21 protein-coding genes are annotated in these 19,285 nt (G+C 52.3%); 8 read left to right on the top strand and 13 right to left on the bottom strand.

What is annotated here, in order from left to right:
* The first annotated feature begins 265 nt into the window (after positions 1-265).
* On the top strand, positions 266-991 hold the full coding sequence (locus NNN64_RS06145; RefSeq protein WP_271440812.1) for a FadR/GntR family transcriptional regulator: 726 nt from the start codon (positions 266-268) through the stop codon (positions 989-991).
* A 24-nt stretch (positions 992-1,015) separates the two neighbouring features.
* On the top strand, positions 1,016-1,714 hold the full coding sequence (locus NNN64_RS06140) for a cache domain-containing protein (RefSeq protein WP_271440811.1): 699 nt from the start codon (positions 1,016-1,018) through the stop codon (positions 1,712-1,714).
* 92 nt (positions 1,715-1,806) lie between these two features.
* Here NNN64_RS06140 and NNN64_RS06135 read toward each other — a convergent pair whose 3' ends face one another.
* The 7 genes from NNN64_RS06135 to NNN64_RS06105 form a co-directional block, all read right to left on the bottom strand.
* Complete coding sequence (locus NNN64_RS06135; RefSeq protein ID WP_137383305.1) at positions 1,807-3,288, bottom strand: APC family permease; 1,482 nt, start codon at positions 3,286-3,288, stop codon at positions 1,807-1,809.
* Positions 3,289-3,562: 274 nt separating this feature from the next.
* A complete protein-coding gene (locus tag NNN64_RS06130) occupies positions 3,563-4,873 on the bottom strand; it encodes an MFS transporter (RefSeq protein ID WP_271440810.1) in 1,311 nt (436 codons plus the stop codon).
* Positions 4,874-4,969: 96 nt separating this feature from the next.
* Positions 4,970-5,872 (bottom strand): dihydrodipicolinate synthase family protein, encoded by a 903-nt coding sequence (locus tag NNN64_RS06125; RefSeq protein WP_271440809.1) that lies wholly within the window; start codon positions 5,870-5,872, stop codon positions 4,970-4,972.
* A complete protein-coding gene (gene ilvD / locus NNN64_RS06120; protein ID WP_271440808.1) occupies positions 5,872-7,584 on the bottom strand; it encodes a dihydroxy-acid dehydratase in 1,713 nt (570 codons plus the stop codon). Before ilvD ends, NNN64_RS06125 begins: the two co-directional genes overlap by 1 nt.
* The gene (locus NNN64_RS06115) at positions 7,581-8,951 is read right to left on the bottom strand and encodes an MFS transporter (RefSeq protein WP_271440807.1); all 1,371 of its coding nucleotides are present in this window, start codon (positions 8,949-8,951) and stop codon (positions 7,581-7,583) included. Before NNN64_RS06115 ends, ilvD begins: the two co-directional genes overlap by 4 nt.
* 34 nt (positions 8,952-8,985) lie before the next feature.
* Positions 8,986-9,633 carry a 2-dehydro-3-deoxy-6-phosphogalactonate aldolase gene (locus NNN64_RS06110; RefSeq protein WP_271440806.1) on the bottom strand — a complete coding sequence of 216 codons (648 nt, stop codon included), beginning with the start codon at positions 9,631-9,633 and terminating at the stop codon, positions 8,986-8,988.
* Positions 9,620-10,525, bottom strand: coding sequence for a 2-dehydro-3-deoxygalactonokinase (locus NNN64_RS06105; RefSeq protein ID WP_271440805.1), 906 nt, complete (start codon positions 10,523-10,525; stop codon positions 9,620-9,622). The genes NNN64_RS06110 and NNN64_RS06105 overlap by 14 nt, the downstream gene beginning before the upstream one ends.
* Positions 10,526-10,718: 193 nt before the next feature.
* Here NNN64_RS06105 and NNN64_RS06100 point away from each other — a divergent pair, with 193 nt between their 5' ends.
* Positions 10,719-11,450, top strand: a complete 732-nt coding sequence (locus NNN64_RS06100; RefSeq protein ID WP_271440804.1) for a FadR/GntR family transcriptional regulator — start codon at positions 10,719-10,721, stop codon at positions 11,448-11,450.
* 92 nt (positions 11,451-11,542) lie between these two features.
* Positions 11,543-11,683, top strand: a complete 141-nt coding sequence (locus tag NNN64_RS06095; protein WP_003832695.1) for a hypothetical protein — start codon at positions 11,543-11,545, stop codon at positions 11,681-11,683.
* A 46-nt stretch (positions 11,684-11,729) separates the two neighbouring features.
* Here the strand turns inward: NNN64_RS06095 and NNN64_RS06090 are convergent, their stop codons facing one another.
* Positions 11,730-12,623, bottom strand: coding sequence for a LysR family transcriptional regulator (locus tag NNN64_RS06090; protein WP_271440803.1), 894 nt, complete (start codon positions 12,621-12,623; stop codon positions 11,730-11,732).
* 117 nt (positions 12,624-12,740) lie between these two features.
* Positions 12,741-12,920: a hypothetical protein gene (locus tag NNN64_RS06085; RefSeq protein ID WP_271440802.1), complete on the bottom strand. Its 180-nt coding sequence runs from the start codon at positions 12,918-12,920 to the stop codon at positions 12,741-12,743.
* 248 nt (positions 12,921-13,168) lie between these two features.
* Here NNN64_RS06085 and NNN64_RS06080 point away from each other — a divergent pair, with 248 nt between their 5' ends.
* The 4 genes from NNN64_RS06080 to NNN64_RS06065 are packed head-to-tail and all read left to right on the top strand — an operon-like array spanning position 13,169 to position 16,274.
* Entirely contained in the window at positions 13,169-14,002 is an 834-nt protein-coding gene (locus NNN64_RS06080; protein ID WP_271440801.1) for an ABC transporter substrate-binding protein, read from the top strand.
* Between the two features lies 1 nt (position 14,003).
* Positions 14,004-14,822: an amino acid ABC transporter ATP-binding protein gene (locus NNN64_RS06075; protein WP_271440800.1), complete on the top strand. Its 819-nt coding sequence runs from the start codon at positions 14,004-14,006 to the stop codon at positions 14,820-14,822.
* Positions 14,822-15,607 (top strand): amino acid ABC transporter permease, encoded by a 786-nt coding sequence (locus NNN64_RS06070; RefSeq protein ID WP_271440799.1) that lies wholly within the window; start codon positions 14,822-14,824, stop codon positions 15,605-15,607. Before NNN64_RS06075 ends, NNN64_RS06070 begins: the two co-directional genes overlap by 1 nt.
* The gene (locus NNN64_RS06065) at positions 15,597-16,274 is read left to right on the top strand and encodes an amino acid ABC transporter permease (RefSeq protein ID WP_271440798.1); all 678 of its coding nucleotides are present in this window, start codon (positions 15,597-15,599) and stop codon (positions 16,272-16,274) included. Before NNN64_RS06070 ends, NNN64_RS06065 begins: the two co-directional genes overlap by 11 nt.
* A 9-nt stretch (positions 16,275-16,283) precedes the next feature.
* Here the strand turns inward: NNN64_RS06065 and ydhT are convergent, their stop codons facing one another.
* From ydhT to NNN64_RS06045, 4 genes are all read right to left on the bottom strand, one after another.
* Entirely contained in the window at positions 16,284-17,096 is an 813-nt protein-coding gene (ydhT, locus tag NNN64_RS06060; RefSeq protein ID WP_271440797.1) for a protein YdhT, read from the bottom strand.
* Positions 17,097-17,099: 3 nt separating this feature from the next.
* Entirely contained in the window at positions 17,100-17,885 is a 786-nt protein-coding gene (gene phsC, locus NNN64_RS06055) for a thiosulfate reductase cytochrome B subunit (RefSeq protein ID WP_115643466.1), read from the bottom strand.
* Positions 17,882-18,550: a 4Fe-4S dicluster domain-containing protein gene (locus NNN64_RS06050; RefSeq protein WP_271440818.1), complete on the bottom strand. Its 669-nt coding sequence runs from the start codon at positions 18,548-18,550 to the stop codon at positions 17,882-17,884. Before NNN64_RS06050 ends, phsC begins: the two co-directional genes overlap by 4 nt.
* Positions 18,551-18,614: 64 nt before the next feature.
* Positions 18,615-19,283, bottom strand: a complete 669-nt coding sequence (locus NNN64_RS06045) for a YdhW family putative oxidoreductase system protein (protein WP_271440796.1) — start codon at positions 19,281-19,283, stop codon at positions 18,615-18,617.
* Positions 19,284-19,285 lie beyond the last annotated feature (2 nt).

Here is a 19,285-nt window from a genome sequence, read left to right as displayed (position 1 = left end):
AATATATATATTGTAAAAATTTTTCAAATGCGCAACATTGACACTATGATAAGCCTCGCACTTTTAACTTAAATTTTACATTTTCAGGGTAAGGTTATTTATCGTCAGCGCGGAATGCGTTTTGACGCTATCGGGACACACATCCGCCTGTGCAGCGATGTTGCGCGTGGGCTGGTAAAATAACGCGGCCATTCTGACCTTTCGTGCCCCGCGGGCATGTGTTAAAAATGGTCGTTGTTTCAGGGAATTGAGTGCAGAAAAGATTATGATTACTCATGCGGTCATATTTGCGCCTATCGGGCAGGTCAGTCGTTCAGACCAGATAGTGCAGCGCCTTTCAAACGCCATTATTACCGGGTTGCTGGAGCCAAAAGAACAGCTGCCCAATGAAACCGATTTGGCAAAGATGATGGGTGTCTCACATATCACTATCAGAGAAGCGCTCAACACGCTTCGGGCTAATAATCTTATCCATACGGTTCGTGGCCGTAATGGCGGGAGCTTCGTTTGCGAGAATATTGATGGCAAAAATAGCGCCCTGCATCCGTTTAAATCGATCAGTACCGATTACCTTTCGGATTTAGGCGAAATGCATTGCGCCATTATCAGCCACAGCGCCAGGCTAGCCTCCAGACGCATGACCGGGGCGGACATTGCCAAATTTCGCGAGTTTGTAGACGTACTGAGGAAAGCCGATTCACCTGAACTGATGACTCAGGCCGATATGCGTTGTTTGCTGGCAATTGCGGCCAGCTCTCATTCAGCACGGCTGGCCAACCAGGAGCTTCAGGTCCAGGCCGAGTGGGCATCACTGGTGGCAATACTCTATCGCGCCGACAATATTCATGCGGAAATTATTGCGCTTTATTCCGCGCTGGCCGACGCGCTCGCCGCCCATAACGAAACCGAGTCAGTCCAGTACGCCACGCAGATCATCGACACGTTTACCTATTACCTTATTGAAAAAAAGCTGAAATATAACTCGAACTGACAATCAGTGAAGGCAGGACAGACCATGAGCTCTTCGACATCCTTAAGCGCATTAATCCGTAAAATTGATGATATTACCGCCTCTACCGTAGAGTCTACCGTTGCGCTGGCGAGGAGCATTCACGAGGCCATTGCTGGTGTGCAAAAAGCTTCAGCCGAAGTTGTCCTCGACCCTGCTGTCAGATCAACGGTTCAGCAACACATCAAGAGCACACTGAACAACAACCACTACTGTTCAGGCGCAGGTTTCGCCAGCCATATTGAGAGTACAGAAACCACCAAAGAATATTGGCTGCTGGAATGGTGGTATAAGAAAGATAATGGATTGAGTCAGGCACATCTGGATTTGGATCAGGCGACGCAACAGCGGCTGGATTTCAGAACCTTTGAGTGGTTTAAGCATTCGCCTCCGGCAGGTGAAGCGTATATCCATGGCCCGTATGTCGACTATATCTGTAACATCTCCTATACCCTAACCTCAGCGGTGCCAGTTTACTATCATGATCAGTTTCTCGGCGTCGCCGCCGTCGATCTGCTGGTCAGTCAGATAGAAGCCGAACTGCTCTCCTGCCCTCACCCTGATTATGTCATCCTGACCAATCTGGAAAACCGGATCATCTTTTCCAGTTGGCCGCGCTTTCGTGTCGGTGAATTATTGTCACCTGCGCACAGCACAGTGGTGTATCAAAGCGACTACTTTATCCTTTATCACTACCAGAAATAGTCAATTCAAGGCTGAGCGTTACCGGATAAGGATGCCAGCGTCGTATCCGGCGCGTAAAACGGTCGAAACTAAGGGCCCGAAGGCCCTTAGTTTTAGTTATCCTGCCCCATATTGAGTTTCGTGGCGTAGGCAATGGCATCGTTTTCCGGTGCAGCCGAGCGGCCAAAGGGTCGGGTAAGGAACATGTAGATCAATCCTGAACCTACCACAATCGCCAGACCAAACAGTACTGTCCAACGGTCGATGAAATCACTGCTGTCAGCAGGCTGTGCCAGTAACCAGATCCCACACAGACCGTAAGCTAACGCCAGCACGTTTACAATCACACCCCAACCACCAATCGTCCACTCTCCGGCGGGTTTCCAGCCTTTCAGACGTTGACGCAGCGCGGCCAGTACCACCATCTGGAATGAAATATAAATACCGATAACAGCAAATGCGGTGATACGCGATAAGTTATCTGGCTGGAAATAGACCCAGACACAAATGATAACGGGCAACACACAGCTGACGACCATGGCATTATCCGGGACACCATTTTTAGAAATTTTGGCCATCCATTCACTGCCCGGCAGCATTCTGTCGCGGGAGAAAGAAAAGATAAGACGACTTAATGCCGCTTGCAGAGACAAAATGCACGACAGCATCGCGATAATAGCGACAATAATAAAGACCGTCGCACCGGTTTCCCCCAGCGCTTCATTAAGGATTGCCGGGATCGGATCGGCGGTTTTACCATTCACGATACTCACCAGGTTCGGTGACGCCAGCAGGTAGCCCATGACGGAGATAATGGCGGAGATCGCGCCAAACACGATACTTAAAATCATGGCTACCGGGATTTTTTTGCTTGGATTTTGCACTTCCTCTGCCACGTTACCGCACGCCTCGAAGCCAAAGAACATAAACAGGCCCATCAGCGCGGCGGACATAAAGGCGGTGGAATAACTTCCGTCATGCGCCAGTACCCCCATCGAATCAAAGATGACGGAGAAAGGCTGTGAACGGTGGAAAATCAGCAGGTAAATACCCAGCGCAATTACGCTGACGATTTCACACCAGAAACCAATTTTGGCGACCCTGGCCAGATTCCTGGTCCCGGACATATTGACGGCCATCATCAAGAGCAGCAGCAAAACGGAAGTCACCAGCATGGTGGCGGGTGTCTGGCCATAATGAAAGAGTGATTCAACAAATGTTGATGTGTATTCCGCGATCGAGGTAATGGTCACCACCAGCGCCCACAGGTAGATCCAGGCGGCGATCCACGCATATTTCTTACCCCACAACCTTCTCGCCCAGGGATACAGTCCCCCGGTGATCGGATATTGAGACGCAACCTCACCAAACACCAGGGCGACTAACAACTGCCCACACGCGACGATCAAAATCCACCACACTGCGGGTGGTCCTGCCAACGTCACTGCCAACGCGAACAGCGAATAAACAGCGGTAAGCGGCGACAGGTAGGTAAAACCCAACGCAAAATTTGAAATAAGCCCGATCGAGCGGTTGAACTGTTCTTTGCCATCTTTTTGAAAATTATCGTTTTTCTTATCAGGTGTCTGTTCCATATTGCTTTCTCTTTTGTGGAATAGTCGCAGGGTTGAACAATTAATGTATAAAAGATATTAAGTTATATGTATAGTGATTTTGTCGCATATTTGTTAAAACAAATCGCACATCACGTTCCTGAATGGACAGGGATATAACTCAGTTTATTAACATTTATTTAACACATAGAGTGAGTTACGAGAGATGTTCAGCGTTGGCGGGATGAGATGGCTGGTGCGCACCTGGTTGGCGTTTATGCCCAGGTACGCACCAGTGGAAACGACGATTTTTGACTTAACGCAGGCTTTCTTCCTTTCCAGCAACTCGCGAGTTACGCGTGGGAGATATTGACAGAACGTACAGTGCCAACCCACCGCCACTCACCAGGGCAAACGCAACAATCACCAAAGACGCATCATAATTTCCTGTCAGATCTTTCAACCGTCCCATGAGCGGCGGAAACACCAGGCCTGCCACGTTGGCAACAGCATTGATCAGTGCGATGGCCGCTGCGCCTGCGACCCCGGTTAAGGATTCTGTGGTTGCCGCCCAGAATATTGGGGTAATTGCCCAGTTCAGACCGACCGTTACCACCAGCAGAAGGTATGCCAGCAGCAGATACTGGGTATAAACCGCGACAAGGAGTAATCCGCCGGCTAACATCAGCGGGATTGCAAGGTGCAGACGTCGCTCTCCACTACGGTCAGAATGGCGACCATTGAGCCACATAAACAGACACGCGAACAAAAAAGGTACCGCGGAGAGTAAGCTGACAATCAGGTTACTTTGCTCCGTGACGACACCTTTAACGATCAGCGGCAGGAACAACGTAATGCCTATCGTACCAAAGGCCTGCAGCAACCAGATGGCACTCAGTAGCCATACCTTTTTACTGGTGAGAGCCTGATGCCACTGATGGTGATGATTGTCTGCCCCGGCTTCGGACGAGAGTTTCCGTTGTAACCAGTCTCGTTCCTGTACACTGAGCCAACGCGCCTGAGCGGGAGAATCATCAAGATAAAACCAAACAACCACACCGAGGATAACCGCCGGAATACCTTCTAATAAAAACAGCCAACGCCAGCCCGCAATATCGAAAAAACCATGCATATTTAAAATAGAGCCGGAAATTGGCAAGCCAATGACTGATGCCAGCGCAGCGCCGATATAAAACATGGACATGGCATGTGCCCGGTTATTTCGAGGGTACCAACAGGAAAGATAATAAATAATTCCGGGGGTAAATCCCGCCTCCGCGACACCGAGTAAAAAACGCATAATATATAGCTGCGTTGGCGTCTGCACCAGACTCATACCCGCAGCAATCATGCCCCAGGTCACCATAATCCTGGCGATCCACAGTTTCGCGCCAACGCGCGTCAGAATGACATTGCTGGGCACTTCAAAAAGAATATAAGCAATATAAAAAATACCGGCAGCAATACCATACATTTCAGCAGTTAGCGCAAGATCGGCGTTCATCTGTAATGCGGCAACTGAAATGTTAGAACGGTCAATATAAGCAATAAGATACAGCAACATCAGGAAAGGAATAAGCCGTTTGTTCACTCTCTTAATCGTTGAATCATGAATATCATTTTGCATGTTAACCTCGCATGCTGCGCGCCAGAGAACGCCAGTACGAACAGGTGTTTAATCGGGTATGGATGCGCCATACCCGATCCACTTGCTGGAGATGACTCAGACCGACAAATTGAACTGTGAAATAAAACTATCGATGGTTTTTAAATCCTCATCCGCTAATTGCCAACCGGGTTTACGACAATAGTCATCGGCGATGATCCCGCGTCGCTGCAATATCGTTTTTTCAATCTGGATAATATATTCGCAGTGTTGCATCCAGTGCTGAATATACGGCAACAGCGCGTTGTGTAATTGCACCGCCTGCTGATGTTCCCCCGCCAGCCAGTGTTGATATATACGCACATAAATTTCGCTAAACGAGCAGCCTGGCATCACGCCTTTTCCGCCCACGTCCAGCATATGCAGCATATAGAGACCTGCGTAACCGTTGAGAACGTGAGCGTCTGGAGCCTGTTGCAGGAATTCACGCGTGTAATCCACAGGCGGATTACATTCAATCTTAAACACCGCATGTGGATAGCGTTTTGCGACCTCGGCCAGTTGATGTGGCGCAACCGGGAATCCTGTTTCGCCTGGCGCGTACTGCACCATCACCGGAATAGTTACCGCCTCAAGTACGGCAGAGATGTGCGCCTGTACAGCTGCCAGTGACGGTTGCAGGAAAAATGGCGGGAGCAACATCAACGCGTCAGCCCCCATGCTTTGGTACAGCCGCGCCCGCCGTACTGCAAGGTCGGTGCTATGATCGGTAATCGACAGTGCACGAAACAGTCGCTTCCCCGACAATTCATCAAGATAGATTTCTGCCAATTGCAACCGTTCGCCATCGTCCAGCTTGGGAAACTCGCTGGCAATACCAAACAACGTTAAACCATTCACACCGAGACCGGAAAGGTGAGCCACCAGCCGACGAAAACTCGTAAAATCGACCTCACCCTGTGCGGTAAACGGCATGGCGACGATGGGATTGACGCCCTGGATCATTGCGACTGATGACATCAGAGATCCTCCCGATCGGCCAGTACAGCCCCTTGCGCCGCAGGTAGCGCCCAACGACGATACAGCCGCAAGAATCCACGTGGCACCTCTTTATGCACCAGTTGGCAGACTTTTTGACGCTCTGCCAGTACGGCATCCGCCACATTCAGCGTTAATGTCCGCTGCGGAATATCAATGCTGATAGTGTCCCCCGTTTCAACCAGTGCCAGCACGCCGCCATCGCTGGCTTCTGGCGAAATATGCCCAACGAATAGCCCCCGATTTGAACCGGAAAAACGCCCATCGGTGATCAGCGCACACGAGTCCGAGAGATTCATCCCTTCGAGGAATTTCATCGGCTTATACATCTCTGGCATGCCCGGCCCCCCCTTCGGACCTTCGTAACGCAGAACCAACACGCTGCCGGGTTGAATATCACCGGAGAGGATCGACTCGACGGCCTCATCCTCGCTGTTAAACACCACGGCAGGTCCGGTAAAGACCATCAAATGCTCCGGAACCGCAGCGGGTTTCACCACACACCCCATAGGCGACAAATTGCCATGCAGCACCGCGACACCGGATTCATTGCGTACCGGGATCGCCAGCGTATGAATCACTTCCGGGCGACGAGTGGCAGGAACATCCATTAGCCACTCCCCTTTTTTCTGTCCATTGACCGTCAGGCAATTGAGTTCCAACAGGTTGGCGATCTCTTTTTCCACCGCAGCGACGCCCCCCGCTTCCCAGAAGTCGATCATGTCGTATTCCGATGCCGGATAGAGCGAAGCCACCAGCGGTACCTGATGACTCAGAGCATCAAACTCAGCCAGCGGCAGATGTCCCAGTTCCGCCTCATAGTAAATAGCTTGCAGGTGCAGAATGGCGTTGGTTGAGCCCCCCGTAGCCAACAGATAGGTCATCGCATTGCGGATCGCGTCGCGGGTAATGATCTGCCGCGCATTCACGCCGCGCTTTACCAGGTCCACTGCGGTCATTCCTGTCGCATAGGCGCAATCACGGCGTTCGCGTGAAATCGCGGGCAGCGTACTGCTCCCCGGCAGGCTCATACCCAAAACCTCAGCAATACAGCACATCGTATTGGCCGTTCCGTACATCGTGCAGGATCCGTGCCCTGGTTCGGCAATATCTTCAATGTGCCGGAACTCTGCCTCATCGATTTCCCCGCGACGTTTCCAGCCTATCGCCTCAGTGACAATATTGCCGTCCCAATGCTTACCTTTGTATTCAGCAGGATACATTGGCCCACCGTTGACCAGAATGGCCGGAATATCAAGTCGAGCCGCCGCCATCAACATGGCGGGGACAATTTTGTCACATGACCCCAATAGCACCATGCCGTCGAAGCGGTGGGCACGCATCATCACTTCGATCGAGCTGGCGATAATTTCCCGCGCCGCCAGGATGTAGCGCATGCCCAGATGCCCTTCTGCAATACCGTCACAAGGAGCGATGGTACCAAACACCATGCCTACGCCACCCGCTTCATCAATGCCCTTTAGCACATGTGTCGTGAGTTCATTCAGGTTGGCATGCCCTGCCGTTGCATTGGTATAACTGTTGACGACGGCAATCACTGGCCGGCGAAGTTGCTCGTCGGTATGTCCCATTGATTTATACAGGGCACGTTTTAAGGCGCCGTCATCACCGCTGAGGATCGGGTTGAAGTGTTCGCCACCACAACCTGCGCATCCGCTGCCACAACTGCTCATATATGACCTCTTTTCGTTAATACACTGCTTTCTGCCTGTGTCGTCGCTTTTCGATCGCGGGGGTTAATCAGGCGTGCCGGGATGAGGAAAATCAGCGGTGCGCAGAGCACCAGGAATCCCGCCAGAATATACAGCCCGCTACTGGTGCTGCCGGTGGTGTCTTTCAGCCAGCCCAGTACGGTCGGACCAAAGAACCCGGCCAGGTTGCCGATGGAGTTCACTAACGCGATGCCTGCTGCTGCAGCAGTACCCGAGAGCAGCGTCCCTGGCAGGCTGATATAGGTTGGAATCAGCGATAACGTTCCGGACATCGCGACACAAATCCATGCCATCATCCAGAACGTGGAGCCTTCATTGAGGGCGCTAAACGTCAGGCCAATCGCACCGACTATTGCCGGAATGGCAATGTGCCAACGGCGCTCCTGCTTCAGATCTGAGTGACGGCTGTTCCACAACATGCAGACCGCGCCGAAGATATACGGCACCGCCGCCAGCAGGCCGATAGCAAAATCATCCTGTACGCCGGAGCTTTTAATGATCGATGGCAACCAGAAGTTAATGCCGTAATAGCCGATATTGAAGCTGAAGAAGATCAGTGCCAGCAGCCAGACGAACCGGTTGCGGAACATGGCAGACAGGCTGTGCTGCGGCATTCCCGCATTCGCTGCTACTTTATCAAGCTGGTCTTTTTGCAAATCCTGTTCGATCAGCGCTTTTTCAGCATCCGACAACCATTTCGCCGATTTCACGTCATTATCGAGATAACGCAACACCACGAAGGCCAGCAGGAATGATGGGATTGCCTCCACCAGGAACAGCCATTGCCAGTTATGCAGGTGACCCACGCCCTCAAACATTTTCAGGATCAGCCCCGATAGCGGACTGCCGATAATAGTTGATAACGGTGTGACCAGGATAAACAGCCCGAGCGTACGAGCAGAGCGCCATGAGGGGAACCACAGCGTTAAATAGTAAACGATCCCTGGAAAGAACCCGGCTTCCGCGACACCCAGTAAAAAGCGCACGACATAGAACTGGGTCGGAGTAGTCACAAACATTGTCAGCGCGGACAATATCGCCCAGCTGGCCATGATGCGCGCAATCCAGAAGCGGGGACCAAACCGCTGCATCAACAGGTTGCTGGGGACTTCAAAGATAAAGTAACCAATAAAAAAGATACCGGCACCAATCCCATAAACCGTATCGCTCAGATTAAGCGCATCCTGCATATGGAGTTTGGCGAAACCCACGTTTACACGATCGAGATAGGCAAAGAAATAACACAGGATTAAAAACGGGATCAGCCGTCGGGTCACTTTACGATAAACCGCATTTTTATTTTCAGTATCGAGGGTACGCGTATTCATCTTTCAGCCTCTTAAGTTGTTATTGGCGCGACGCTCAGGTATTTACCTGTTGCCAGGCTTGAGCATAGGCCAGCGCGTTATGCATAACCTGTTCACGGCATGTGCCCGCACGGTATAAACCACCACCGCAGCCAAAGCCTTTTGCCCCCGCCGACATCCAGTTTTGCAACTGCTGAACCTCGGCTGAAACACCGCCGACCGGCATGCAAATCACGTGAGGCGGTAGGACCACGCACATGGCTCGCAGTATGTCCGGGGAGATCATTTCCGCAGGGTAAAACTTCAGCCCGCTGGCTCCGGCATCCAGCGCCGTAAACGCCTCGCTTGGGGTGATCACACCGGGTAAGCTAATCGCCCCCCGCTCCCTGCTACGGCGGATGACCGAGGTGTTCATATTCGGCGAGATAATCACTTGCCCGCCCGCATCGACAACGCTATCAACCTGCGCCGCCGTCAGTACCGTACCCGCCCCGACGATAGCACGCTCGCCAACGCGTTCACGTAGCAGCGTGATAGAATCGAGCGCTCGCGGGGAATTTAGCGGAACCTCCAGCCAGGTGAAGCCGGCCTCCAGCAGTACATCCCCGATATCCGGTGCTTCCTCAGGTGTCAGACCGCGCAGAATGGCGATCATCGGAAGCGGTGTTTTCTGCCACAACGTGGCAAAGTCAAAACTGTCCATGGTGTTTCTCTGTTAGCCGTTGTTGAAGGGACTGCATTCCGGCGATAAAACAGCAATCGCCATCAATGCAGCGTGTCTTAATACCCAACGCCGTTGCCGCCAACTGGTAGCGGCGAGTTAGCGCCGCACTCCCCACCAGCCAGACAAGCCCGCGACAGTCAGCGCCGAACTCTGTACCGATCAATAATCCGGAGAGATAATCACTGACGGATTCAGCAGGTAATTCACCTGAAAGTCGCCGCGTTCGGGTGGAAAAAAGGAGTTGGCTTAGCGCCGCGTGACGCTGGGATGCCTCTACCCCAAGTAGAAATGCACTGTCATCGATCACCGCATCAGGAAGACCGCGGCCAAGTAACGAGTGAGAAATCAATACCTGAAAAAGCTCACCGGTCATATATGTCGAAAAATCAGTAACCTGCCTATTCTCGACCGCTACATGTTTGCTGTGCGTGCCCGGTAAAATTGCCTGAAAATCCGCAATATCTTCCAGTATCGCCAGCCCCAGCAACTGAACCTCTTCGCCACGCATCACGTCCGGTATGCCGCCAGCAGGTGACGCTCGCAAACCAGGAACAATCCACGCCTCACTTCCCCATGAAGTCGTGAACGTTTTGCTGTGGGCAAGCAAACTGTCGGCATTGGCAGGAAGCGGACAATAGTCAACCTCATACCAGCCCTGCTGCGAACCCACCATTCCGGCCATCGCTATTGTCGGAGCTGCATTAGTCACCCACTCACCCAGCAGCATTTTTAGCGTGCCATCGAATTGACCTTGTTTGACATGGAGCAGTCCGCAGTTGGCGCTACGTTTATCCAGCACGTCATCTCCTGCCATCAACCACGCCCGGAAATTTGAGGTTCCCCAGTCAACCGCAATCCATTCCCCTTTCATCTTGTAACCCCAATAATTAAATCTTGTATGACAAGAATGTAGTTAATTTTATGTAAGCGATCTGTGAGCACGATCGTGAAGTGAAACAAAACGTATAATTGTGTTATCTGAAGGGACAAGTGATGCTTCCTTGTATACATAACGCCTTGTTTTATGCGTACAATGGGCAACCCTCTATTTTTCAAGGCGAACAATGACGACTTCCCTGGCCACCATCTCCGAAACGATCACGCGTGATCTGGCAATGAAAATCCTCCGCGGCACCCTGAGCGATGGGGAGATGCTCCCCGGCGAGAATGAGCTAGCCGTGCAGTACTCTGCATCACGTACTTCTGTACGAAACGCACTGCATGTTTTATCGGCGAAAGGATTACTGTCGATTCAGGCTAAACGTCGCAGTACGGTCAACCCACGCGAACTCTGGAGTTTTCTGGATACGGATGTGCTGGGCTGGATGGAAGAAGTGGGTATCTCACCTGATGTCGCAGAACAGCTGGTCGTCACCCGTTTGATGTTCGAGCCCAACGCTGCCGCGTTGGCTGCCGCCAACGCAACTGCGCGCGATCTGGCCGCGATTGAAGAGGCCTGGACGCTGATGTCGCGCGGGCAACAACAAGATGAAATTGCGCTGTTTGAGGAAGGGGATTTGGCGTTTCACACAGCGCTATTGAAGTCGTGTCATAACCCGTTCTTAATGTCGATTGGCAACGCCCTTTCCGCCGCCATGATGCTGTCGTTTAAACAGACGCAGGAATCCTCGGTGCGGGAAACCGAGCACGCTGTTGAGCAGCACCGTCTGCTGCTGGAAGCGATACGCCTGCGTCAAGGCGTGACGGCCAGGGAATGTATGCGCGATATTATTCTCAGCGCCGCGAACCGCCATCTGTGGGATACGCTGCCGGAAAAATACGCTGACCTGGTATAAGAACGTGCTTAGTAGCAATAATCGCTGCTGTTCAGCAACATTTTTGCAATATAATGGAACGATGTTAAACGCTGAACCTGAGCAGGTGAATGATGGAAATTGATCTCGATAATCTGGTCTTTGATGGACTGGAAGAAGCACAAGAGCGTAATGCTGAACGTCTGGAAGATGCGGACAAAAAAGCGCAGGAAATTATTGCTGATAACGACTGCGGCGATGCCTGCAAAATCTAATCTCTGAACCGGCGCAATGCCGGTTTTTTTCTAGTCAGCCTGCGCTTCACGCCGTATAACGCAACGCTTCAATCAGCTGTGCAAAGGCCGCGGTATGTTGTCTACGGCTGGGATAGTACAGGTAATAACCGGGAAAAGGTTCACACCAGTCTTCCAGTACTTTTTCCAACGCCCCTTCTGCTACCGCCTGTTCGACGGTATCTTCCGGTACAAAAGCCAGGCCCATGCCCGAAATTGCCGCACTGATACGCGGTGGAAGATTGTTAAAAATAAGCTGCCCTTCTACCCGCACACGGAGATCCTGCCCATTCCTGGCAAACTCCCAGGCATACAGCCCACCGAGGGTCGGCATGCGCATATTGATGCAGTTATGATTCTGTAGATCGTGTGGGGTTTGCGGTTTGCCATGGCGGGCAAAATAAGCGGGTGCCCCCACCACGACCATGCGCCAGTCGGGACCGATCCTGACAGCAACCATATCTTTGGCCACCTGCTCACCGAGTCTGATACCGGCATCATAGCGTCCCGTCACGATATCCGTCAGGCTATTGTCGATAGTCATTTCCACATTTACATCAGGATACGCCTGCAAAAACGGCTGTAGTGCAGGCCAGACTGTCGATTGCAACGCATGTTCCCCAAGCGTCAGACGGATATTACCCGCCACACGCTGACGAATATCGGTTAATGCCAATAGCTCCGTCTCAATGTCATCGAAACGCGGACTGATACTGTTGATAAGCCGTTCTCCGGCTTCGGTTGGCGCGACGCTTCGCGTGGTACGGGTCAACAGTCTGACATCCAGTCGCTCCTCAAGCCCGCGAATGGCATGGCTTAATGCTGACTGCGAGACCCCTAGCTTCGCTGCGGCGCGGGTAAAACTGCGTTCACGGGCGACGACAATGAGATAATAGAGATCGTTAAAATTATCACGCAGCATGCTTGTTCCCAATCCAGACCTGTTTTGTCGTATGTTACAGGTCAGAATGGGGATTCAGTAGTATTTCTGCTTATTTTGCACACTTCATTCCAGTACATTTCGCGCGTCAGGCGAAGTTCAGCGTGTTGTTTTATCACGGAACCACTCCGGATCAATGTTGGCGATATCCACCCCATACAGGCTGGCGACAGGAAGAACAGACTCCACAACACGCTGAAGATTTCGTTCCGCACTATGTTGTGGAGTCTGTGGATGTCGATTCTTGATGCGCAACCAAAGATATCTAACTCCGTTCATCTTCTCCGCCGCCTCTGTCTGTTGGACACAACGTATTCCAACGCAGAATGCGTAAAAAATGAAATGCGAATTTTTGCCAACGTTGTGCACTATTTCGCATTTCAGTTTTTCATTATTTTCACCCGTAATTAACACCCCTTTCACTAATATCATTTTGTATATAGATAAGAATTTTTTCTTATTTGGTCACCGCCACAAGTTATGGGAGCGTAAAAAGCACAAACCAAAACAACAGGGATTCAAAGAAAATGATGGCAACGAAAATTCACAGCACAAAAAAAACATGGCTGGCACTCAGTGTCCTGCTGGCGTCAGGCATTGCCGCGTCAAACGCGCAGGCCGATCAACTGGCCGATATCAAAGCCGCAGGTGTGGTAAAAATAGCCACCTTTGACGCCAATCCACCGTTCGGCTCCATTGATGCAAAAACGCATAAGATTATCGGCTACGACGTTGATTTCGCTGAAGCGCTGGCTAAATCACTTGGCGTTAAACTGGAACTGGTCGCCACCAACCCGGCTAACCGTATTCCGTTATTGCAATCCGGTAAGGCCGATTTAATCGTAGCGGATATCACTATTACACCTGAGCGTGCACAGGTTATCGATTTCTCCGCCCCTTACTTCGTTACCGGGCAGCAATTCCTCGTTCCGGCAAAATCGCCGGATAAGCTTGATGACTACAGCAAGGCGCGTATCGGCGCGGTGAAAGGGACGACAGGTGAGCAGGCGTTGCATCAGCGTTTTCCACAATCACGTGTGCTGGCCTATGACGATATTCCGCTGGCATTAACCGCACTGCGGAATGGTAATGTCCAGGCGATCACCCAGGACAGCACCATTCTGGCCGGGTTGTTAGGCGGTGCGCCTGATAAAGCAGATTTCAAAATTTTGCCCGACCTGTTGAGCAAAGAAGAAATTGGTGTGGGTGTGAAAAAAGGCGAACCTGCGCTGTTGAAGGCCGTGAACGACGAGTTATTAAAGCTCGAGTCTACCGGGCAGGCAGCCAAAATTTATGATGTCTGGTTTGGTCCGCAAACCAAAAACCCGCAGCCCCGCGCCTTCAAAATAGAAGCGAAGTAATATGCTCTCAGGCCTTTTTAATCGTCCCGCAGCTTCGGCTGCGGATTTTACGCATCTGCGCCAGGCGCGTGTTGAACTGCGTAATGTCATAAAACACTATGACAATCATACCGTGCTTAACGGCGTCAGCCTGTCGGTTGAACCGGGCGAAGTCGTCACCATTCTCGGACCTTCTGGCTCAGGAAAGTCGACGCTTATTCGCCTGATCAACCAACTGGAGTCACTGAGCGGCGGCGATATTTTTATTGATGACAAACCCATCGGTCAGCTGCGCGGCCCCGCATTGCGTCAGCTTCGTAGCCGAATTGGCTTTGTGTTCCAGCAATTCAATCTCTACACCCACCTGACGGCACAGCAGAACATCACGCTGGCGCTGGAATATGTTCACGGTTGGAAAAAAGCGGATGCTGAGCAACGGGCACTTGAACTGCTGGAACAGGTAGGGTTGGCCGAAAAAGCCGATGCATATGCCGCCCAACTTTCCGGCGGACAGCAACAACGTGTTGCCATCGCCCGCGCCCTGGCCTCCTCACCGCAAATCATTCTGTTCGATGAACCCACCTCCGCGCTGGATCCAGAAATGATCGGCGAAGTGTTGCAGGTAATGAAGAGTCTTGCCCATAGCGGCATCACCATGATTGTCGTAACGCATGAAATGCATTTCGCCCGGGAGATTGCCGATCGTGTGGTGTTTATTGATGGCGGCGATATTCTCGAAGTCGCACCTCCTGAGGCGTTTTTCACACGTCCTCAGCACCCCAGGACCCAACGTTTTCTGAAAAAAGTGCTCGACCCGTTACACCAGGAGTCATCGTTATAATGCATGCAATGGACTGGCAGGGGGTGCTGAGCGGGCAACCTCTGCAATGGGTAATTTCCGGTTTTCTGACCACGCTTTGGGTCACGCTAGCCGGCGTGGTACTCGCCACGGTATTTGCCATCTTTCTGCTCAGCCTGCGCCTGACAGGACACCGCTTTGCGACCACCGTGGTCAGCGTGTGGGTTTCTGTTTTTCGCAATACCCCTTTACTCGTTCAACTGATGTTCTGGTACTTCGCTGCGTGGAATCTCCTTCCTCGCGACGTGATTACCTTCATTAATGCGGAACACGCCTGGTCCATTCTGCCAGGAGATGTCTGGTGGTTAACGCCGGAGTTTCTCTGCTCCGCATGGGGGCTGGGTATCTTTACCTCGGCCTTTCTGGTCGAAGAGGTCGCCTCCGGTTTACAGGCGGTGTCTGGCGGGCAGCGCGAGGCAGCCATAGCACAGGGGTTTTCGTCATGGGCGACTTTCCGTCACATCCTGCTCCCTCAGGGGCTGGCAAATGCCTGGCAGCCAATTGTGGGGCAATATCTTAATCTGATGAAGCTGTCTTCATTAGCCAGCGGCATTGGCTTTGCCGAATTGACGTACCAGGTGCGGCAAATTGAAAGCTATAACGCCCATGCGCTGGAAGCCTTTGCCGTCGGCACGGCACTCTACCTGTTGACCGGTATTGTGCTGGGGATGTTGTTAACCCGTCTTGGCCCTGTACCTGCAGCAGGTAAACCGTTGGCGCGTAAAACAGGCATATTTCGTTTCAGGAGCCTACAGCATGATCGCTAATATTTCGGTTATTACCGACAATCTGGACTACCTCCTGTGGGGGCGGGTCGCAGAGGGTCAACCGGGGGGCGTTCTGCTCACGCTGCTGATGGCGATTGGCGCAGCGGTACTGGCGCTTCCCGCCGGGATCGCACTCGCCTGCTGTGCCTGGCGTTTTCCTGGGGCGATACGTAAGGGGCTGTTTATCTGGGCAGAGTTTATTCGTGGTATTCCGTTAATCTTCGTGATTTTCTGGATGTGGTATCTGTTACCCATGCTCACAGGCAGTGATTTACCGGGAGCCATAACCGTCACACTGGCACTGGCCTGGTTTACCGCCGCTTCGGTGATGCATTCCGTGTACGCAGGCATAACTGCATTGCCTGGCGGTCAGTATGATGCGGCAGTCGTTCAGGGATTTAGCCCACTCCAGGCGCTCGGGTTCATTCTGTTGCCGCAGGTTCTGCGCAACGTACTCCCCTCGCTAACGGGGATTTTTATCGGGCTACTCAAGGATACGTCGCTGGCGTTTATCGTCAACGTGCCTGAGCTCACGACGGTGGCGGGTCAGGTTAACAGCCGGGTACAAATTTACCCGGCGGCCATTTTTGTCTTTACCGGACTGGTCTATTACCTGCTGTGCTTTAGCCTGGAGAAGATCACTCAGCGCCGGTTCGCGTTGAAATAGCCCCACGGCTCAACATGCCACAAACTGATGGTCTTCGTTGAGCCGATACTTCACCCCTGCGCGAATGTTATTTTCCCCCTCAATAGCCACCGCAAAACGCATTCTCTTACCGTCGTGATAGGCAAGCGCCGCGCATCCACCGGGGCCGAGGATTATCGAATCGACCACGCCAGTACTGGCAATAACGGTGTTTTCCCCGTTAGCCATGATCTGCACGTTGTCCGCGCAGTTGGCTATTTTCGACGCTGCGCCAAAACTGGCTATCTGGGTTAAATCACCACTGCTGGCGATACGACTTCTGTCACCCAGCGAACTGATGCGCACCCGCATCCCCGTGCTGGCCATCCGTGTACCGCCTCCCACACTACTGACACGTGTGGAGTTTCCCGCGATGGCAATACGACCACGCTCACCGGAGCTGGCAACATGAGCGTTATAACCCACGCAGCCAATACGTGCGCTGTAACCTGCACTGGCAATCTGCGCAGCGTACCCGGCGCTGACGATTTTGATGTTATCACCCGCGCTACCGAGACTGTCGCCATCAGCCGCACTCGCCAATTGTTTACCGATGTCGTCTGCCGTCTGCGGACAGACAACACGGCCCATCGCACAGATATCCTGCTGGACAAAATTCTCTTCATCCTGCCATCTTGACCAGCCGTATTCCACGAGGCTATCTGCCCAGTCACTATACCCTTCCAGCTGGAGTGCACGGTGCACCTCCGCATAGCTGCCTCCCTCAGGAAACGCACGCAGAAACCAGCGATACATCACGGGCCCGACGCGCCAGGCCCGTAAGTCACCACGAGTAATCATCATCTCTTAATGCCGGTGATAGCCATCCACCATGCACTTAAAGGTTTCGCCCGGAGTGCGTCCTGTCGTGCAGAGATAAAGATGCCCAAAAATGAAAAACACGCTCACGATCGCCAGCGCAAAGTGCGCCTGCAGCAACCAGTAACGTACGCCAGGGAACAGATCGCCCACAGCCTGTGGGTACAGGGATAGCAACCCGGAGATCAGCAGTAGCGGCAGCAAACCGTACATCACGCCGACATACGCTGCCTGCTGTAACGGATTGAATTTCGAACGCGTTGATGCCGGGAATGGATGCGCTTCGCCCTGCATAATGCCAAACAGATAGAATCGCGTCTGCCTCTGCGCCCGGCCGATCCAGCCCTGACGCTGAATAATATAATGATGTCCGTTCCCCCCAATCAGGTTAATCAGGACAAAACCAATCCAGCAGGCAAGCAGCAAAAAGCCACAGACCTCATGCACGGTCAGCAGGCTTTTCATCACTGGGGCACTGACCGCGGTGAAATGGTTTAGCAGGCCGCTGGCCAGCAGCAACAGAAATAACAGCGCATTCGACCAGTGCCACAAACGGACAGCTTTCGAGTATAAATAGACCTTCTCTCCGTGTCCTGCAGACGCTTTATTCGCTGAACGAAAGCGCAACATCGCGTGGAGTGCCAGCACCAGCCACATCCCTACCAGCATTAACCCGGCGAAAACTAGCCAGACGGGCCAGTAATCCGGCGAAAACATCGGGACGTACTGCGCAAGCTGTGCGTGAAACTGTTCGGCATTCTGCGACGCGTTCATACATTATCCTTTTTAATCAAATGTTGACCGAACCGACGATACAGATGGGGCTTCCCGGCGCCTGCAAGTTGATATTCGTAGTACTTGTTTTCCCGTAACCAGGTCTGAATTTCCGGGCTGTCCTCACGGCCAAAAATCAACGCGTGTTCTGGACAGGAATTGACGCAAATTGGCGGGAAACCTTTCGCCAGACGTGATTCGGCGCAGAAGTCGCATTTATCCGCCACTTTGGTTTGTGGGTTGAGATAGCGTACCTGATACGGACATGCGCCAATGCAGTAACTGCAGCCAATACAACGAGAGGTATCGACTCGCACAATCCCGTTTTCATCTCGCCAGGAAGCACCGGTAGGACACACCTCAATGCAGGGGGCATCGTCACAATGCTGACAGGACTGACGAAAATAGTGATACAGCGTTTCGTTATCGTTATCCGTTACCGGGATATGGGCTATCGATAAACGACTCCCCTGAACAGGAACATGATTCGTTTTCCTGCACGCTCGGGCGCAAATATTACATCCGTTGCACAATGATTCGTCGTGGATCATGACATAACGAACGTCTTTAGTACTCTTCGTACTCGCTAACAGGTTTTGGCCTGGGCCGGTGAAAAAAATCACCGTCCCCATGCCAATGACAAATTTTCGTCGGGTGAAGGACATCGGGTTATCCTCTAATGCTGTGACAGTGATCGTCCACACGTTCCATGACATCAACCTGAAAAATTCAGGGGTTCTGATACTGCTCAACCTCAAGCCATTCGCACAGGCCATACGCTTTGCCGTAACTCATAAAACGCTCGCTAAACAGATAAGGTTCCGCATTCGACGATTCCACAGCACGTATGTCTGCATAATCAGGATGCGTTTCCATGGCCATGAGCGCCGCCGTAACCTGCTCAGGTTCAAAGTGGTATGGCGGCTGCGCCAGCATGGCGACCTTATAGGGGCGAGGATACGTTTGGCAGTCAAAACGTACCGCTTCTGCAATGGCACGGCAGATATCATTTTCCACCACCTGCACACACATTTCGGCGTAGTTTGCCGTCATGGTTTGCGTCGAGTAGAAGTAGGTATCCTCTGAGCCCTCGATACAGGTAATATCTGCGTCGGATGCGTGCTGACGCATCGCGTCCAGCAGCGTAGCCAGGTCACTTTCAGGAACCGAATAAGGTGGCAACAGAAACACGCTGCGTGCCACCAGTTGACCTGAAGCAGAATACTGGCGGATAAAATCCGCCACTATCGACTCCGGGCTGGTAGGTTCCTGAATGAGTGACGCACTCCGGTGTGCGACAGGCTGGTGTAACGCGTGCAGCCACTGTCTCTTTTGGCTATCCACGTCATCACCAGGCGCATCCTCTGCAGGGGCCAGGTCGTTACTCACGTACGTCATCT

It is taken from the genome of Citrobacter sp. Igbk 14, from assembly GCF_028069825.1.
In the GTDB taxonomy this organism is placed as follows: Bacteria; Pseudomonadota; Gammaproteobacteria; order Enterobacterales; family Enterobacteriaceae; genus Citrobacter.
Note: the sequence above shows the minus strand (reverse complement) of the source record. Positions and strands in the feature narration are given on the sequence as shown.

What these genes read in the sequence shown, in the direction of transcription:
- NNN64_RS06080 (WP_271440801.1), top strand. Translation starts at nt 13,169, where the DNA reads ATGATGGCAACGAAAATTCACAGCACAAAAAAAACATGGCTGGCACTC.
- NNN64_RS06100 (WP_271440804.1), top strand. Translation starts at nt 10,719, where the DNA reads ATGACGACTTCCCTGGCCACCATCTCCGAAACGATCACGCGTGATCTG.
- ilvD (WP_271440808.1), bottom strand. Translation starts at nt 7,584, where the DNA reads ATGAGCAGTTGTGGCAGCGGATGCGCAGGTTGTGGTGGCGAACACTTC.
- NNN64_RS06135 (WP_137383305.1), bottom strand. Translation starts at nt 3,288, where the DNA reads ATGGAACAGACACCTGATAAGAAAAACGATAATTTTCAAAAAGATGGC.
- NNN64_RS06075 (WP_271440800.1), top strand. Translation starts at nt 14,004, where the DNA reads ATGCTCTCAGGCCTTTTTAATCGTCCCGCAGCTTCGGCTGCGGATTTT.
- NNN64_RS06085 (WP_271440802.1), bottom strand. Translation starts at nt 12,920, where the DNA reads ATGAACGGAGTTAGATATCTTTGGTTGCGCATCAAGAATCGACATCCA.
- NNN64_RS06115 (WP_271440807.1), bottom strand. Translation starts at nt 8,951, where the DNA reads ATGAATACGCGTACCCTCGATACTGAAAATAAAAATGCGGTTTATCGT.
- NNN64_RS06050 (WP_271440818.1), bottom strand. Translation starts at nt 18,550, where the DNA reads ATGTCCTTCACCCGACGAAAATTTGTCATTGGCATGGGGACGGTGATT.
- NNN64_RS06125 (WP_271440809.1), bottom strand. Translation starts at nt 5,872, where the DNA reads ATGTCATCAGTCGCAATGATCCAGGGCGTCAATCCCATCGTCGCCATG.
- NNN64_RS06130 (WP_271440810.1), bottom strand. Translation starts at nt 4,873, where the DNA reads ATGCAAAATGATATTCATGATTCAACGATTAAGAGAGTGAACAAACGG.
- NNN64_RS06065 (WP_271440798.1), top strand. Translation starts at nt 15,597, where the DNA reads ATGATCGCTAATATTTCGGTTATTACCGACAATCTGGACTACCTCCTG.
- phsC (WP_115643466.1), bottom strand. Translation starts at nt 17,885, where the DNA reads ATGAACGCGTCGCAGAATGCCGAACAGTTTCACGCACAGCTTGCGCAG.
- NNN64_RS06045 (WP_271440796.1), bottom strand. Translation starts at nt 19,283, where the DNA reads ATGACGTACGTGAGTAACGACCTGGCCCCTGCAGAGGATGCGCCTGGT.
- NNN64_RS06140 (WP_271440811.1), top strand. Translation starts at nt 1,016, where the DNA reads ATGAGCTCTTCGACATCCTTAAGCGCATTAATCCGTAAAATTGATGAT.
- NNN64_RS06105 (WP_271440805.1), bottom strand. Translation starts at nt 10,525, where the DNA reads ATGAAAGGGGAATGGATTGCGGTTGACTGGGGAACCTCAAATTTCCGG.
- NNN64_RS06095 (WP_003832695.1), top strand. Translation starts at nt 11,543, where the DNA reads ATGGAAATTGATCTCGATAATCTGGTCTTTGATGGACTGGAAGAAGCA.
- NNN64_RS06090 (WP_271440803.1), bottom strand. Translation starts at nt 12,623, where the DNA reads ATGCTGCGTGATAATTTTAACGATCTCTATTATCTCATTGTCGTCGCC.
- ydhT (WP_271440797.1), bottom strand. Translation starts at nt 17,096, where the DNA reads ATGATGATTACTCGTGGTGACTTACGGGCCTGGCGCGTCGGGCCCGTG.
- NNN64_RS06145 (WP_271440812.1), top strand. Translation starts at nt 266, where the DNA reads ATGATTACTCATGCGGTCATATTTGCGCCTATCGGGCAGGTCAGTCGT.
- NNN64_RS06110 (WP_271440806.1), bottom strand. Translation starts at nt 9,633, where the DNA reads ATGGACAGTTTTGACTTTGCCACGTTGTGGCAGAAAACACCGCTTCCG.
- NNN64_RS06070 (WP_271440799.1), top strand. Translation starts at nt 14,822, where the DNA reads ATGCATGCAATGGACTGGCAGGGGGTGCTGAGCGGGCAACCTCTGCAA.